At 71.6% G+C, this 15980-nt stretch carries 14 protein-coding genes; 3 read left to right on the top strand and 11 right to left on the bottom strand.

Annotation, left to right across the window (positions count from 1 at the left end; translation table 11 throughout):
* Positions 1–56: 56 nt before the first annotated feature.
* The 11 genes from ACZ6BG_RS33910 to ACZ6BG_RS33960 form a co-directional block, all read right to left on the bottom strand.
* The gene (locus ACZ6BG_RS33910) at positions 57–1181 is read right to left on the bottom strand and encodes a polyprenyl synthetase family protein (RefSeq protein ID WP_469008659.1); all 1125 of its coding nucleotides are present in this window, start codon (positions 1179–1181) and stop codon (positions 57–59) included.
* Entirely contained in the window at positions 1178–2584 is a 1407-nt protein-coding gene (gene hpnE / locus ACZ6BG_RS33915; protein ID WP_469008662.1) for a hydroxysqualene dehydroxylase HpnE, read from the bottom strand. Before hpnE ends, ACZ6BG_RS33910 begins: the two co-directional genes overlap by 4 nt.
* A 109-nt stretch (positions 2585–2693) precedes the next feature.
* Positions 2694–3644 carry a presqualene diphosphate synthase HpnD gene (gene hpnD, locus ACZ6BG_RS33920; protein ID WP_469008665.1) on the bottom strand — a complete coding sequence of 317 codons (951 nt, stop codon included), beginning with the start codon at positions 3642–3644 and terminating at the stop codon, positions 2694–2696.
* Positions 3641–4540 (bottom strand): squalene synthase HpnC, encoded by a 900-nt coding sequence (gene hpnC / locus ACZ6BG_RS33925; RefSeq protein WP_469008667.1) that lies wholly within the window; start codon positions 4538–4540, stop codon positions 3641–3643. Before hpnC ends, hpnD begins: the two co-directional genes overlap by 4 nt.
* Before the next feature lie 336 nt (positions 4541–4876).
* Positions 4877–5662: an ABC transporter ATP-binding protein gene (locus tag ACZ6BG_RS33930; RefSeq protein ID WP_469008671.1), complete on the bottom strand. Its 786-nt coding sequence runs from the start codon at positions 5660–5662 to the stop codon at positions 4877–4879.
* Entirely contained in the window at positions 5655–6584 is a 930-nt protein-coding gene (locus ACZ6BG_RS33935) for an ABC transporter permease (protein ID WP_469008674.1), read from the bottom strand. The genes ACZ6BG_RS33930 and ACZ6BG_RS33935 overlap by 8 nt, the downstream gene beginning before the upstream one ends.
* A gap of 98 nt (positions 6585–6682) precedes the next feature.
* A complete protein-coding gene (locus ACZ6BG_RS33940) occupies positions 6683–7528 on the bottom strand; it encodes a glycosyltransferase family 2 protein (RefSeq protein WP_469008993.1) in 846 nt (281 codons plus the stop codon).
* A 71-nt stretch (positions 7529–7599) separates the two neighbouring features.
* Positions 7600–8379: a CDP-alcohol phosphatidyltransferase family protein gene (locus ACZ6BG_RS33945; protein ID WP_469008675.1), complete on the bottom strand. Its 780-nt coding sequence runs from the start codon at positions 8377–8379 to the stop codon at positions 7600–7602.
* A complete protein-coding gene (locus tag ACZ6BG_RS33950) occupies positions 8357–9421 on the bottom strand; it encodes an iron-containing alcohol dehydrogenase family protein (RefSeq protein ID WP_469008679.1) in 1065 nt (354 codons plus the stop codon). The genes ACZ6BG_RS33945 and ACZ6BG_RS33950 overlap by 23 nt, the downstream gene beginning before the upstream one ends.
* Positions 9409–10161 (bottom strand): phosphocholine cytidylyltransferase family protein, encoded by a 753-nt coding sequence (locus ACZ6BG_RS33955; protein ID WP_469008682.1) that lies wholly within the window; start codon positions 10159–10161, stop codon positions 9409–9411. Before ACZ6BG_RS33955 ends, ACZ6BG_RS33950 begins: the two co-directional genes overlap by 13 nt.
* Complete coding sequence (locus tag ACZ6BG_RS33960) at positions 10158–11999, bottom strand: DUF5941 domain-containing protein (RefSeq protein WP_469008997.1); 1842 nt, start codon at positions 11997–11999, stop codon at positions 10158–10160. The genes ACZ6BG_RS33955 and ACZ6BG_RS33960 overlap by 4 nt, the downstream gene beginning before the upstream one ends.
* A gap of 255 nt (positions 12000–12254) precedes the next feature.
* Between ACZ6BG_RS33960 and galE the strand changes: the two genes are divergently transcribed.
* From galE to ACZ6BG_RS33975, 3 genes are all read left to right on the top strand, one after another.
* Positions 12255–13235: a UDP-glucose 4-epimerase GalE gene (gene galE / locus ACZ6BG_RS33965; RefSeq protein WP_469008686.1), complete on the top strand. Its 981-nt coding sequence runs from the start codon at positions 12255–12257 to the stop codon at positions 13233–13235.
* A gap of 181 nt (positions 13236–13416) precedes the next feature.
* On the top strand, positions 13417–14349 hold the full coding sequence (locus tag ACZ6BG_RS33970) for a cation diffusion facilitator family transporter (protein WP_469008689.1): 933 nt from the start codon (positions 13417–13419) through the stop codon (positions 14347–14349).
* A gap of 214 nt (positions 14350–14563) precedes the next feature.
* Entirely contained in the window at positions 14564–15904 is a 1341-nt protein-coding gene (locus ACZ6BG_RS33975) for a GNAT family N-acetyltransferase (RefSeq protein WP_469008999.1), read from the top strand.
* Positions 15905–15980 lie beyond the last annotated feature (76 nt).

Genomic DNA, 15980 nt, shown 5'->3' on the forward strand with positions numbered 1-15980 from the left:
CGGGGCCCTGGAGGGACACAGGCCGGCGACTGCGAGTCAGTTGGGGCCGATAGTGATCATCTCTTTCGTACGACGACGAAGTCGGCGAGCGCGGTGAGCTGCGCCCGCACCTGGTCCGGCATCTGGACCGCGTCCAGGGCCTCGATGGCGACGGCGTGCTGCCGTCGCGCCTCCTCGGCGGTCCACTCGCGGCCGCCCGCCTGCTCGATCAGGGCGGCGCGCGCGGCGAACTCCTCCTCGGAGAAGCTGTCGAAGTCGTTGCTCTTGGCGTCGGCGGCGAGCAGCTCGCCGAGCCGTTCGGAGGCCGGGCCGCCCGCGGCGAGCGCGGCGACCACCGGCAGGGACTTCTTGCGCTGGCGCAGGTCGCTCCAGGTCTGCTTTCCGGTGGCCTCCGGGTCGCCCCAGATGCCGAGCAGGTCGTCGACGGCCTGGAAGGCGAGGCCCAGGTGGTAGCCGTACTTCTCCAGGATGTCGGCGGTGGCGTCGTCGGCGCCGCCGAGGACCGCGCCGATGGAGACCGCGCAGGCGAGCAGCGCGCCCGTCTTGTTGCCCTCCATCTCCAGGCACTCCTCGACGGTGACCCGCTCGCGGTGCTCGTAGGAGATGTCCTGCGCCTGGCCGTCGATGAGGGCGCGGGTCGCGGTGGTGAGCCGACGCGTGGCGCGGCCGGCCTCGACGGTGCCGAGTTCGAGGAGGATCTCGTTGGCGAGGGCGAACAGCGCGTCGCCGACGAGGATCGCCTGCGCGGGGCCGTGCACCTTCCACACCGTGTCGCGGTGGCGGCGCTGCTCGTCGCCGTCCATCAGGTCGTCGTGCAGGAGCGAGAAGTTGTGGACCAGCTCGACGGCGACCGCGCCGGGCACGCCGGTCTCCGGGCTCGCGCCCGCGGCCTCCGCGGAGAGCAGGGCGAGCGCCGGGCGCACGGCCTTGCCGCCGTCGCCGACGGACGGGTTGCCCGCCGCGTCGATCCAGCCGAAGTGGTAGGCGGCGACGGTGTCCATGGGCGGCGCGAGGCGGTCCACCGCGGACCGCAGGACCGGGGTGGCCAGCGTCCGGCCGCGTTCCAGCAGCGCGGTCACGTCCACAGCGGCCGGTTCGGCCGAGGGCACAGTCGGCACATTCTCTCCTCTGATTCCGGTGCGGGGTTCGTGGGGCGGGGGCCCCAGCAGGTCGAGCTTCACGCCGCCTCCTCGAAGAGATGGCCATGAGGGCGGTCGAGTGCGGTCAAGGCCGCCCGGGCTGCGGTGATTCCGCTGCGTACAGCGCCTTCCATCGTCGCGGGCCAGCCGGTCGCGGTCCACGCGCCCGCCAGGTAGAGCCCGGACGCGTTGGTGTGCGCGCCCGGACGCAGGCGGCCGACGCCCGGAGTGGGCGCGAAGGTCGCCGTGCGCTCCCGGGTCACGAAGAAGTCGAGCACCTGTGCGCCGTGCGCGGCGGGCAGGAGGCGCTCGAGCTCCGGCAGATAGCGCTCTCTGAGCGCCGCCACGGGTGCGTCGATCTCGTCCTGGGCGGCGGACTGCGAGAGCGCCAGATACTGGCCCTCGGCCAGGCCCGAGGCGTCGGTCCGGTCGAAGACCCACTGCACGGGGGTGCCGAGCGCGGCGAAGAAGGGCCGCTTGAGGACCTTCCGGTCGTACACGACGTGGATGTTCAGGATCGGCGCGGTCTCGATGCCGAGCAGCCGGTCGGGCTCGTCGAGGGCGCCGTCCGGGAGCAGGTCGTGGGTCTCGGCCTGCGGCACGGCGAGCACCACCGTGTCCGCCGCGATGGTCTCGCCGGGAACCTCGACGCGCCAACCGCCGTTGTCACCAGGGGAGATGGAGGTGACACGTGCCCTCAGTTCGGTACGCACGCCCGCCGAGTCGAGCGCCTTGCGGGCCAGACCGTCATGGATGTCACCGAGGGGCACCCGCGCCCAGCCGATGTCGGCGGCGCCCGGCTCGGAGAGCAGACCGGTCTTGAACACCATCGCGGCGAGGCCGAGCGAGGCATCGCCCGCGACGGCGTTCAGGGTGGCGACACCGACGAGGTCCCACAGGGCCTCGATGGCGCGCTTCGACTGTCCGCGGGCGGCCAGCCAACTGCCGAAGTCCTGGCTGTCGAGCGCCGGGTCGGCCGGGTCGAGCCCCTTGAGGGCGAGCGCCGCGCGGCCGACGGCGGCGCGCTCGGCGAGCGACAGATGCGGGTAGGTGGCGAGGCTCGCGGCCAGGTGCAGGGGCACGGGCAGCGCGGTGCGGCGCAGCCGTCCGAGCCGGTGCCGGTCGGCGTCGAGCACGGGTACGTCGAGACGTTCCTGCACCGGCGCCAGGTGCGCGCCCTCGACCCGGTCGAGGAACCAGCGGTAGGCGGTGCAGCAGCGCAGGTAGACGTGCTGGCCGTTGTCGACGGTCAGCTCGCCGCGCTGGAAGGAGAAGGCGAGTCCGCCCAGGCGCGGGCGGCCCTCCAGCAGGGTGACGTCGAGGCCGGCGTCGGCCAGGGCGAGGGCTGAGGTGATACCGGCCAGGCCGCCGCCCACGACGACGGCGGACGCCCGTTTGCCGGGTCCGTCGGCGTCTCCTTCGCGCTGCCTGTCGTCCTGCCTCATGCGTCCTCCCTTTCGGCAGTTGCAGTCTGGGACGCCATGGTCATGCGGAGGGTTGCCCGCCGTTTGGGGCGACGCGCGGGACCTGCGCCGGGGCCGTCGTACCTGCGCATCACGTACGCCTCCTGACGGCCCCCCGGGAGACGCTGCGCGCGTCGAGCCCGGACAGACCGCGCACGGCGACGTACGCCTTCTCGCGTCCCGGCAGCGAAACGCGGCCCCGAAGGACCGCTTCCGGCTCCCGCTCGATGCGATCGAGCAAGCGGCGGTAGATGCCCGCCATCGCCGCCACACAGGCGCCGCTGCGCCGGTCCAGCATCGGCAGCAGGCGGTAGCCCTCGGCGAACAGGGCCCGGGCGCGGCGGACTTCGAAGTGCACCAGGCCCGCGAAGTCCGACCCGGCGGGCGGCTCGCTGCCGGCGAACCCCGTGGAGCAGCCGAACTTGGCGAGGTCATCGGCCGGGAGGTAGGTCCGCCCTTCCAGCGCGTCCTCGCGAACGTCCCTGAGGATGTTGGTGAGTTGGAGCGCGAGGCCGAGCGTGTCGGCGTACTCCGGCGCGCGCTCCGCGTGCAGCGCCCCCGGCTCGGTGCCGAACACCCCGAGGGAGAGCCGCCCGATGGCTCCCGCCACACAGCGGCAGTAGACCTTCAGGTCGTCCCAGGTCTCGTACGTCTCGCCGCGCACGTCCATCAGGACGCCGTCGATCAGCTCGTCGAGCCCGCCGAGCGGGATCGGGAAGTGCCGGGCGGCGTGGCTCAGCGCCACGGCCACGGGGTCGGTGTCGTCCTCCGCCACCTCGCCGTCACGGACACGGGTGAGCAGGGCCCGGGTGTCGTGCAGCCGCGCCCCTTTCACGTCCGGCTCGAGGGCGCCGTCGCCGATGTCGTCCACGCGCCGGGAGAACGCGTAGAGCGCGGACATCGCCCGCCGCTGGGGCGTCGGCAGCAACCTGATGCCGTACGCGAAATTGCGTGCCTGCTGCCCCGTGACGGTCTCGCAATAGCTGTATGCGGCGAGTACCGGCGCGGACACGCGAGGTTCTGACTCCACGGTCCGGCTCACCCCTCTCCTCGCAGAACCGCACGCACCTCGCGCACCAGGCGCGGCTTCGTGGGCTTCGGCGGCCTTGGAAGTACGTCGTATCCGGCGGCGGCGATCGCCGCGACCGCCGCCCTCCCCCCTGCCACGAACCCTGCAAGCAGCAGCTTCAGCCTGCCGTGGACGCTACCCACCAGGGGGGTGCCTTCATTCAGGAGGCAGCGGGCGCGTTCTGCTTCATATGCAACCAGTGCGCGCACCGACGCGCCTGCCGTAGGGACAGCCAGATCCCGCTCCTGGACATGAAACCGCTTCATGTCCTCGGCGGGGAGGTAGACACGGTCGCGGCCCAGGTCCTCGCGCACGTCCTGGAGGTGCTCCACGATCTGCAGCGCCGTGCACACGGAGTCCGAGAGGCGGACGCGCTCGGGCGTGGCGGTGTCGGTGATAGCGAGGACGAGGCGGCCGACGGGGTTCGCGGACAGCTCGCAGTAGGCCACGAGGTCGTCGTAGGTCTCGTACCGCTTGACGAGCTGGTCCTGGCGGTTGGCCGCGATCAGGCCGAGAAAGGGTTCGGGGGTCAGGCGACGGCGGCGCACGGTGGGCACCAGGGCCCGCAGCAGCGGATGGCCGGGCTCCTGACCTGCGAAGACCTTGCCCAGGTCGACCTCGAAGGCGTCGAGGAGGGCGACCGGGTCGCCGGCGGCCTCGGGGTCCGCGCCGAGGTAGCGGGCGTGGGCCGCGCCGCGGTCGAGGTCGGCGTCGCCGATGTCGTCGACCAGGCGGGCGTAGCCGTACACGGCCATGAGGTCCTCGCGCCAGGCGCGCGGGAGGAAGAACGGGGCCACGGGAAAGTTCTCGTCCGCGGCTTTGTCGAGGACGGCGGACGCATCGCGGAGCCGGAGATCGTCCGTAGCCATTGCCGTCACATCTCCCGTTCTACACTGCCGACCCAAAACATCCTATTTCGGACACGCCGCCCCGCCCCCCGTGCGGCCGACCGGCCCCGTCGCCACGATGCCGCGCGATATCGCCCCACTTGCCGCGAATCAGCACCGGTACAGCTTACGTTGTACAACGCACACCGAGTCGTCGGGGTGTTCGGCACATCACAACAACGCACCGATTGGCTTCAATCTTCCCTGAACTCCGGTGACTTGAGGGGCTCCTGAGATCCGAAAACGGGTCAGGGCCCCGCCCGGACGTCCCGGTGGGGCCCTGACCCGTTCAGCCGCCACACGCGTGCGGCCATTCGGCTACTTGCCGGTGAACTTCTCGTACTCCTTGATGACCTCGTCGGTCGGTCCGTCCATCCGCAGCTCGCCCCGCTCCAGCCAGAGCACGCGGTCACAGGTGTCACGGATCGACTTGTTGTTGTGGCTCACCAGGAAGACCGTGCCCGCCTCCTTGCGCAGCTCGCGGATGCGGGCCTCGGAGCGCTTCTGGAACTTGCGGTCGCCGGTGGCCAGCGCCTCGTCGATCATCAGGACGTCGTGGTCCTTGGCCGCCGCGATGGAGAACCGCAGGCGGGCGGCCATGCCGGAGGAGTAGGTGCGCATCGGCAGGGTGATGAAGTCGCCCTTCTCGTTGATGCCCGAGAAGTCGACGATGTCCTGGTAGCGCGCCCTGATCTGCTCGCGGCTCATGCCCATCGCGAGCCCGCCGAGGATCACGTTGCGCTCGCCGGTCAGATCGTTCATGAGGGCCGCGTTCACACCGAGCAGCGAGGGCTGGCCGTCGGTGTACACCTTGCCCTTCTCTGCGGGAAGGAGCCCGGCGATGGCCCGCAGCAGGGTGGACTTGCCGGAGCCGTTCGACCCGATGAGGCCGATCGCCTCACCGCGGTAGGCGGTGAAGCTGACCCCGCGCACGGCGTGCACCTTGCGCACGCCGCGCTCCTCGCCGCGCCTGATGATCCGGCTCAGCGCGGAGGTGGCGCTGCCCTTGCCCGTCTTGGCACCGTTGACGCGGTAGACGATGTGCAGCTCGTCCGCGATGACGGTGGGGATGTGCGCCCGGTCGGCGCTCTTGTCGTCAGCCACGGCCGTACCGCTCCTCCGCCTTCCAGAAGTACACGAAGCCGCCCGCGGCGACGAGCACGGCCCAGCCGGCCGCGACCACCCAGACGTGCGGCGGCAGGTTCTCGGAGCCGTAGCCGTCGATGAGCGCGAAGCGCATCAGGTCCATGTAGATGGCGGCCGGGTTCCACTGGAGGATGTCGGCGATCCACGCCGGGTGCTCCTTGAGCATCACCGGGATGGAGAACATCACGCCGGACGCGTACATCCAGGTGCGCATCACGAACGGCATCAGCTGCGCGAGGTCCGGGGTCTTGCTGCCGAGCCTCGCCATGATCAGCGCGAGGCCGGTGTTGAAGAGGAACTGCAGCGCGAGCACCGGCAGGATCAACAGCCAGGAGAGCCGCGGATAGCTGCCGAATCCGACCGCCACCACGAACAGCACGATCATCGAGAACAGCAGTTGCTGGAGTTGCTGCAGCGAGAACGAGATCGGCAGCGAGGCACGCGGGAAGTGCAGCGCGCGCACCAGGCCGAGGTTGCCCGAGATCGCCCGTACGCCCGCCATCACCGAGCTCTGCGTGAAGGTGAAGACGAAGACGCCTGTCACGAGGAACGGGATGTACACCTCCCGCTCCATGCCCCGGTCGGCCTTGAGGATCAGGCCGAAGATGAGGAAGTAGACGAGCGCGTTGAGCAGCGGTGTCGCCACCTGCCACAGCTGGCCGAGCTTGGCCTGGCTGTACTGGGCGGTGAGCTTCGCCTGCGAGAAGGCGAGGATGAAGTGGCGCCGCCCCCAGAGCTGGCGGACGTACTCGAAAAGACCCGGACGGGCGCCGCTGACGGACAGGCCGTACTTGGCCGCCAGCTCTGCGGGGGACAGCCCGTCGTCGGGCGACGGTGGCGCGGTCACCGCGACTCCACCGTCCTGCGTTGTCTCACTCACGAGGGGAAACTTTCGTCTTCAGATGCACGGCCGGTCGGGCGTAGGCGTGGGGGGCCAGGGACCGGAATACGGCCCGAATGTTCTCAGACCCGAGCTTGTCAGATCACAGGAGGTCGGCCCAGCCGGGTCAGGCGCCACACCGTACGCCACTTCATGGGGCGCCGAGGTCCGCTCGGGCTGGTCCAGCCCTCCTTGAAACCGCCGAACCAGGCCTTCAGGGCGGGCCGCGAGGGGCGCCGGGCGAGGGTCAGCAGGAGCCAGACGCCGAGGTACACCGGCACCAGGACGGCGGGCAGGTTGCGGCGGGCGAGCCAGACCCGGTTGCGGGCCACCATGCGGTGGTAGACCGCGTGCCGGGAGGGGGCCGTGGTGGGGTGGAAGAGCACCATGTCGGCGCGGTAGTCGATCATCCAGCCCGCGTCCAGGGCTCGCCAGGCGAGGTCCGTCTCCTCGTGGGCGTAGAAGAAGGCGTCGGGCAGACCGCCGACCTCCTTCAGGACCGCGGTGCGCACGGCGTTGGCGCCGCCGAGGAACGTCGTCACGCGGGAGGAGCGCATCGGGTCCGAGGCGCGCAGTCGCGGCACGTGGCGGCGCTGGGTGATCCCGGTGTCCGGGTCGGCGATGCGGAAGCTGATGATGCCGAGCTCGGGGTCCGCCGCGAAGGCCGCGCGGCATAGCTCGGCGGTGTCGGTGTGCGCGAGCAGTCCGTCGTCGTCCAGGAAGAGCAGGATGTCGACGTCGGTGCCGCCCGGGCCGAAGGCCTCGATGCCCACATTGCGCCCGCCCGGGATACCCAGGTTCTCGGGCAGTTCTATGGTGCGCACGCCCGCGGGCACCTCCGGCACGGGGGCGCCGTTGCCGACGACGACCACCTCGACCCGGTCGCCGTCCTGCTTGGCGACCGAGTCGAGCAGCGCGCGCAGCTCCTGCGGGCGGTTGCCCATGGTGATGACGACCGCGCCGACCTTGAGCGGCGCGGTCGGCGTCCCCGGTGTGCCGGAGGGGCTCGGTGTGCTCACTTCAGCCTGCTCGACACGAGGATGGACACGAGGTGCAGCAGGGTCTGCAGCAGCGCGATGCCCGCGAGCACGGCGACCCCGACGCGGGAGAAGAACAGGTCTCCCCTGACGGAGTCCACGATCGCGAGGACCAGGATGAGGAGGGACGCCTCGATGCCGAGGATCAGCCGGTGGAACTTCAGCGCGGCCGCGGCCTTGCGGGCCAGGGCCATGCTGGCGGCGCGCGGCTCGGCCGCCGACTCCTGGACGGGAGCCATGCCCTGCTGGTGGCGGGCGACCGCGACGAGGTCGGTCTCGGCCTTGATCAGGATGGCGCCGAGGGCGGCCAGGGTGCCGAGGAAGGCCCACAGCCAGTCGATGCGGCCGGAGCCCCACAGGTCGGCGGCGCGCAGACCGAAGCCGACCAGGACCGCCGCGTCGCACAGATAGGCGCCGACCCGGTCCAGGTACACCCCGGACATCGAGTACTGCTTGCGCCAGCGGGCGATCTCGCCGTCGACGCAGTCGAGCAGCAGATAGAGCTGGACCGCCACGACACCGAGCACGGCGCCCCAGATCCCCGGCACCAGGAGGGCCGGGGCGGCGAGGACGCCCGCGACGGTCATCAGGTAGGTCAGCTGATTGGGCGTGATCCTGGTGTTCACCAGGTAGCGGTCGCAGCGCAGCGAGATCTCCCGCATGTACATGCGTCCCGCCCAGTGCTCACCGCTGCGCCGGTCCTTCACCCCTGCGGGGTGAACGACGGGCCGGAGTTCAGCTACCGATGGCCTTGGCATAGTCGGCGTATGCGTCCTTGATCTGGTCGGTGTTCAGATTGAGGTGCTCGAGGATCGTGTAGCGGCCCGGCCTGGTCTGCGGCGCGAACTCGACGACCTGGACGAACTCGTCCACGGTGAAGCCGATCTCCTCCGGCAGGACCGGCAGGCCGTGGCGGCGCAGGACCTCCGCCATGTACGCCGACTCCTCGCGGGCACCGCGCAGGTACATCGCGAAGGCGGCGCCGAGGCCGCACTGCTCGCCGTGGCTCGCGGCGCGCTTGGGGAAGAGCAGGTCGAAGGCGTGGTTGATCTCGTGGCAGGCGCCCGAGGCCGGGCGGGAGTCGCCGGAGACGGACATCGCGATGCCGGTGAGGACCAGGCCCTCGGCGAGCACCTGGAGGAAGGCGTCGTCGCCGACGCCGCCGGGGTGGCGGAGCACCGCCTCGCCTGCCTGGCGGGCCATCGCGGCCGCCAGGCCGTCGATGTCCTCGCCGCGCTCGCGGGCGGCCAGTTCCCAGTCCCGGATCGCGGAGATGTTGGACAGGGCGTCGCCGATGCCGGAGCGCACGAAGCGCACCGGGGCCTCGCGGATGACGTCGAGGTCGATGACGACCGCGATCGGGTTCGGCACGCCGTAGGAGCCGCGGCCCGCGTCGTTGTCGAGGGTCGCGACGGGCGAGCACAGGCCGTCGTGCGACAGGTTCGTCGCGACGGCGACCAGCGGCAGGCCGACGCGCGCCGCGGCGAACTTGGCACAGTCGATGATCTTGCCGCCGCCGAGGCCGACGACCGCGTCGTAGCGGCCCTTCTTCATGGCGTCGGCGAGCTTGATGGCGTCATCGAGCGTGCCGCCGCCCACCTCGAACCACTCGGCGCTCGGCAGCGACGGCGCGAGCCGCTTGCGCAGCACCGCGCCGGAGCCGCCGCTGATGGCGATGGCGAGCTTGCCGGTCGACGAGCAGATCCGCTGGTCGGCGAGGACACCGGCCAGGTCGTTCAACGCCCCCGGCCGGATGTCCACGACGACAGGCGAGGGGATGAGCCTCGTCAGTACTGGCACGCGATCTCACGTCCCTTGGCGAGGTCGTCGTGGTTGTCGATCTCGACCCACTTGACGTCGCCGATCGGCGCCACATCGATCTTGAAGCCGCGGTTGACGAGCTCCTGGTAGCCGTCCTCGTAGTAGAGGTCGGGGTCGCGCTCGAAGGTGGTCTTCAGCGCGTCGGCGAGCTCATCGGCCGCCTCGCCCTCGATGAGGGTGACGCCGATGTACTCACCGGTGGCCGTCGCCGGGTCCATCAGCTTGGTGATCTTCTGGACGCCCTTCTCGGGGTCCACGATGACCTTCATCTCCTCGTCGGCGAGGTTCTTCACCGTGTCGAGGGCGAGGATGATCTTCTTGCCGTCGCCGCGGGCGGCGAGCAGCGTCTTCTCGACGGAGACCGGGTGCACGGTGTCACCGTTGGCGAGGATCACCGAGTGCTTGATCGAGTCGCGGCCGCACCACAGGGAGTAGGCGTTGTTCCACTCCTCGGCCTTGTCGTTGTCGATCAGGGTGAGCTTGAGGTTGTACTTCGCCTCGAGCGCGGCCTTGCGCTCGTAGACGGCCTCCTTGCGGTACCCGACGATGATCGCGACCTCGGTCAGGCCGATCTCGGCGAAGTTGCCGAGGGTGAGGTCGAGCACGGTGAGGCTGTCCTCGTTGCCCTCGGGTCCGACCGGCACCAGTGCCTTGGGCAGGGTGTCGGTGTAGGGGCGCAGACGCCGTCCGGCGCCGGCAGCCAGCACGAGGCCGATCATGCGGGTTCTCCTTCATCGTGTACGGCGGGTGCGCCACGCTTGTGAGCGGTCACCCAGAAGCGGATGCTCTCGATGAGCACCACGAGTGCCACGGCCACGGCGAGAGCCGTGAGCGCGACGGTGAAATCTGTGTCGTGCAGTGCCAAGGCGGCCAGCGCGACCGCCAGGGTCCTGCCCTCTTGGCCACCGATCGCCCGCACCAGCCAGCGCGGGGGCGCGCCGGTGCCGCCCTTGATGCGGTACACCGTGTCGTAGTGATGGTAGGCGACCGCGGCCACCAGGCCGAAAGCCGCGGGAAGGCTTCCGTTCACATCGGCTTTGGCCGCCAGTACCAGTACGGTGCCGTATTCCGCGACCCGGAAGAACGGCGGAACCAGCCAGTCGAGGGCACCCTTGAGGGGGCGGCCGAGCGCGAGTCCGGACGCGATGACGTACACCACGGCGCCGACCACCACCCACGGGCTGCCGTAGGAGCTGAAGAGGGCCGCGCAGACCACCGCGGCGCCGCCGGCGAAGGCGATGGCGGGCGCGGGCAGCGGCAGGCGGGGCCGCAGCGCGGCGAAGGCGGACGCGAGCGGGCCGTTGTCGGCGAGGTCGGCGAGCGCCGCCGCGGCGCGGTCGGTGCGGGTCGCCTTGCGGGTCAGCGAGCGCAGCACGCGCCCGGCCGTGGTGTAGCAGGCGGCGAGGCCGCAGCCGATGAGCAGGACGACCAGGGTGACGCGGGGCGTGCTGACGGCGGTGAGCACGGCGATCAGGGCCCAGCGTTCGCCGATGGGCAGCACGATCATGCGGCGCAGCCAGACCGTCCAGCCGACGCTGTCGAGCTTGTCGGAGAGGGCGGCGGTGGGGCTGGTGTTGCCGGTGGCGTCGTGGTTCGCCTCGTTGAAGGAGAAGTCCACGACGTGCCGGCAGGTCTGCAGGATCATCGCGCCGAGCGCGAGCGCCCACACGTCGTCCCCACCGCGGGCGGCGCCGAGGGCGAGGCCCGCGTAGTACGCGTACTCCTTCGCGCGGTCGAACGTCGCGTCGAGCCAGGCGCCGAGCGTGGAGTACTGCAGCGAGTAGCGGGCGAGCTGGCCGTCCGTGCAGTCCAGGACGAAGGAGAACAGGAGCAGCAGTCCGGCGGCGACGAAGCCGCCGCGGGTGCCGGTCGCCGCGCAGCCGGCCGCGATCACCGCGACCAGCAGGGAGGCGGTGGTGACCTGGTTCGGAGTGAGGCCACGGCGCGCGCACCAGCGGGCGAGGTAGCGCGAGTAGGGGCTGATGCAGTACGTCGTGAAGAAGCCGTCGCGGGCCTTCACCGCGCCGCGCAGGCGCACGGCCTCGTCGTCGACGGCGGCGACGGCCTGGCGCGCGGTGTTGCGGGCCTCGGGATCGCCGGGCAGGGCCGCGACGAGGGCGCCCAGTTCGGGCCGGTGCACGTCGGTGCCGTTGGCTTCGATCGCGGCGGCGACGCGGTCGGGCAGGGCGTCGGAGGCGAGCGCCAAGGACACCCGGCCGCCGTCGGCCGCGGTCTCGGCTCCGGTGGCCCCGACCGCCGCGCGCAGCGCGGCCGTCAGCTCCCGGCGCACCCCCGCCTGTGCGGTCACGGCGCCGGGCACGGCCGACACGGGGAAGCGCGGGTCGGTCAGGCCGAGCCGCAGGGCGTGGACGTGGCCGACGAAGCGGCTGTCGACGAGGGCGACGCGCTCGCCGGCGGGAAGGTCACGCAGCAGGGCCTCGAGCTCTTCCGGGGACGCCGCGTCGGGGGCGGTCCGCACGTCGAAGCCCAGGGACCGCAGATCGCCTTCGAGCGGCGAACCGGGCACCGGCCGGCCGGTGAGGATGGCGGTCGACAGACGAACTCACTCCTTGATTCCCGGCGCGGCTCGCGCGGGCACGTGCGTGACGGGGGCACCCGGGCAGCGAGGCGGCCGGGCGGCATGTCGGCAGAGGCTATCGGATGAATGGAAGCGGGCGTTCACCGCCCGTTCACGCCCCGATCAGCGCGGTCTGCGTGGTTCTCGACCGCCGCGATCATCATGGTCGAAAGCGGCCCGCGGCCACAAACTGCGGGGTCCACAACCGTCCAAGCCAGCCTAAGGTGGACGTCCATGACATGGATGATCACAGGTGGAGCGGGATATATCGGGGCGCACGTGGCGCGGGTCATGGCCGGGGCGGGCGAGCGGGTGGTCGTCGTGGACGACGTCTCCTCGGGGGTGCCGGAGCGGCTACCCGCGGACATTCCGCTGGTACGGGGCACTTCGCTCGACGGGGACCTGCTGCGGCGGGTGTTCGCCGAGCACGCGGTGACGGGTGTGGTGCATCTCGCCGCCCGCAAGCAGGTCGGCGAATCGGTGGAGCAGCCGCTGCGTTACTACCGGGAGAACGTCGGGGGCCTGACGACGCTCCTGGAAGCGGTGGTGGACGCGGGCGTGAAGCGGTTCGTCTTCTCGTCGTCGGCGGCGGTCTACGGCAATCCGCCGGACGCCGACCTGGTCGCGGAGGACACGCCCTGCGCGCCGGTGAGCCCCTACGGCGAGACGAAGCTGGCCGGTGAGTGGCTGGTGCGGGCGGCGGGCCGGGCGCACGGGCTGACCACGACCTGTCTGCGCTACTTCAACGTGGCGGGCGCCGCGAGCCCCGACCTCGCGGACACCGGCGTCTTCAACGTGGTCCCGATGGTCTTCGACCGCCTCACCCGGGGCGAGGCCCCGCGCATCTTCGGCACCGACCACCCCACGCCCGACGGCACCTGCGTGCGGGACTACATCCACGTCAGCGACCTCGCCGAGGCCCACCTCGCCGCCGCCCGCAGGCCGATCGAGCCGGGCAGCGATCTGACGGTGAACATCGGCCGCGGCGAGGGGGTTTCCGTACGCGAACTCCTCACCGTGATCGCGGAGGTCACCGGGGACCACCGGGAGGCGCTCCTCGAGCCGCGCCGGGCGGGCGACGCGCCACGCGCCGTGGCGGATGTGCGGCTGGCGGCGAAGGAGCTGGGCTTCGGGGCCCGACGCGGGGTGCGGGAGATGGTGGAGTCGGCGTGGGCGGGCTGGTGCCTGCGCCACCCCGAGGCCGTGCGCGGCTAGCCACGCCGGGCCCCGGCGTCTCCATCCGTCGTTCGCAAGGCTCTGACCTGCGGAGAGTTTCCGCAGGTCAGAGCATATGACAACGGTTCTCAGGAGCGTGTTGCACATACCCCCCACCCGTAGTTGACTGAAGGCCGCGACCGAACCTGGGCGCCGACGGACGACGACGGAGGAGCGCACCATGGGGGCTGGACACGACCACGGCCACGCGCCGCCCGCCAAAGGCACGGCCACGGCCGCCTACAAGGGTCGGCTGCGCATCGCGCTGTCCATCACGGTCACCGTCATGGTGGTCGAGATCGTCGGCGGCATCGTCGCCGACTCCCTCGCGCTCATCGCGGATGCGACGCACATGGCGACGGACGCGCTCGGCCTGAGCATGGCGCTGCTCGCCATTCACTTCGCGAACCGCCCGCCGAGCGAGAACCGCACCTTCGGCTACGCCCGCGCCGAGATCCTGGCGGCGCTCGCCAACTGTCTGCTCCTGTTCGGCGTCGGCGGGTACGTCCTGTACGAGGCGGTGCAGCGGTTCGTCACGCCCGCCGAGACCGAGGGCGGCCTGACCATGGTCTTCGGCCTGATCGGTCTGCTCGCGAACCTGGTCTCGCTGGCCCTGTTGATGGGCGGCCAGAAGGACAGCCTCAATGTGCGCGGCGCCTTCCTCGAGGTCCTCGCGGACGCGCTGGGCTCGGTCGCGGTGCTCGTCTCGGCCGCCCTCATCCTGCTCACCGGCTGGCAGGCCGCCGACCCCATCGCCTCCATCGTCATCGGACTCATGATCGTCCCGCGCACCTGGAAGCTGCTGCGCGAGACGCTGAACGTCCTGCTCGAATCGGCGCCCAAGGGCGTCGACATGGCCGAGGTCCGCGCCCACATGCTGGCCCTGCCCGGCGTGGAGGACGTGCACGACCTGCACGCCTGGACGATCACGTCGGGAATGCCGGTCCTGTCCGCGCACGTCGTCGTCAGCTCCGAGACGCTGACCGCCACCGGCCACGAGAAGATGCTGCACGAGCTGCAGCTCTGCCTGGGCGACCACTTCGACGTCGAGCACTGCACGTTCCAGCTGGAGCCGGGCGGCCACGCGGAGCACGAGCCGGGGCTGTGCCACTGACGCGGGGCGGCCCCGCGACGGCGGGGCAGGTGATCACGGACAGTGGTAGGCTGGCCAGGACTTTGACGGAAGAGAAGGAGGTGGGTTGATGACTGTCGCGGCTGACGCTGCCCTGCGCGGCGACACGTCTGTCCCCACTTCCCGGGCCCACGCCTGACCTTCCGTACGTCACCTCTCGTGCGTACGTCGCGTATGCACTGTGCGTACGTCACCCATGTCACGGCCGGGCCCACTCATTCAAGGGTTTGCTCCGTTGACTCAGAACGCGATCACCGACGCCTTCTTCACCCTGCACCACGGCCTGCCCCGGCAGGGCCCCGGCTCCGACGCCACCACCCGCAAGCTGCTCGCCCTCGCCGGTGAGCTGCCCGCCCGTCCGCGCGTGCTCGACCTGGGCTGCGGCCCCGGCCGGTCCGCTCTGCTCCTGGCCGCCGAGGCCGGAGCCGAGGTCACGGCCGTCGATCTGCACGAGCCGTTCCTCACCGAGCTGCGCGCGGCGGCGGACGCCCGCGGGCTCGGCGACTCCGTGCACACCGTCCGGGCCGACATGGGCGAACTGCCCTACCCGGACGGCTCGTTCGACCTGATCTGGGCCGAGAGCTCGGCCTACTCCATCGGCTTCGACACCGCCCTCGACAGCTGGCGGCGGCTGCTCGCGCCCGGCGGGACGCTCGTCGTCACCGAGTGCGAGTGGACGACCGCGGAGCCGTCCGCGGCGGCGCGCGCCTTCTGGGACCAGCACTATCCGCTGCGTACCCCCGAGGAGAACACCCGCGCGGCACTCGCCGCCGGGTACGCGGTGCTCGGCACCGTGTCCCAGCCGGAGTCCGACTGGGACGAGTACTACGGTCCGCTCGGCGCCCGCGCCGACGCTGCCGACCCCGGGGCGCCCGGCATGGCCGAGGCCCTGACCGCCACCCGCGCCGAGATCGCGATGCGGCGCGAGCACGGGGCGGAGTTCGGCTACACCGGCTACGTCCTGCGTCCGGCGGGCGGGGGCTGGCGCACCCGGCCCGAGGCGGCGTCCGGCGCCGACCGCGCGGCGGTGCGCGCCGTGAACGCCGCCGCCTTCCCCACCGAGGGGGAGGCCGACCTCGTGGACGCGCTCCGTGAGGACGCCGGGGCCTGGCTCGACGGGCTCTCGTTCGTCGCCGAGGCGCCCCGCGGGGACGGCTCGGGCGACGCGGACGGCTCGGGCGGGGAGGTCGTGGCGCACGCCCTGATCACCCGCTGCCACGTGGACGGCGCCCCGGCCCTGTGCCTGGCGCCGGTGGCCGTGCTCCCGGCGTACCAGAAAACGGGCGCCGGTTCGGCCGTCGTGCGCGCCGTGCTGCACGCCGCGCGCGCCCGTGGCGAACAACTGGTCCTGGTGCTCGGCCACCCGGACTACTACCCGCGGTTCGGGTTCACCCCGGCCTCGGCCTACGGGATCCGGCCAAGTTTCGAGGTGCCGGACGAGGCCATGATGGCGCTGGTCCTCGACCGGCCCGGCACGGACGGTGGGGTGCCGGTTCCGTCCGGCACGATCGCCTATCCGGCGGCTTTCGGGATCTGATCCCGGCGGCTCCCCGGCCGGACGCCGGGGGTGCCGTGGCCGAATCCGCTTGTCCCGTCCCCACGGTCGGGGACGG

It is taken from the genome of Streptomyces sp. NPDC041205 (assembly GCF_055591765.1).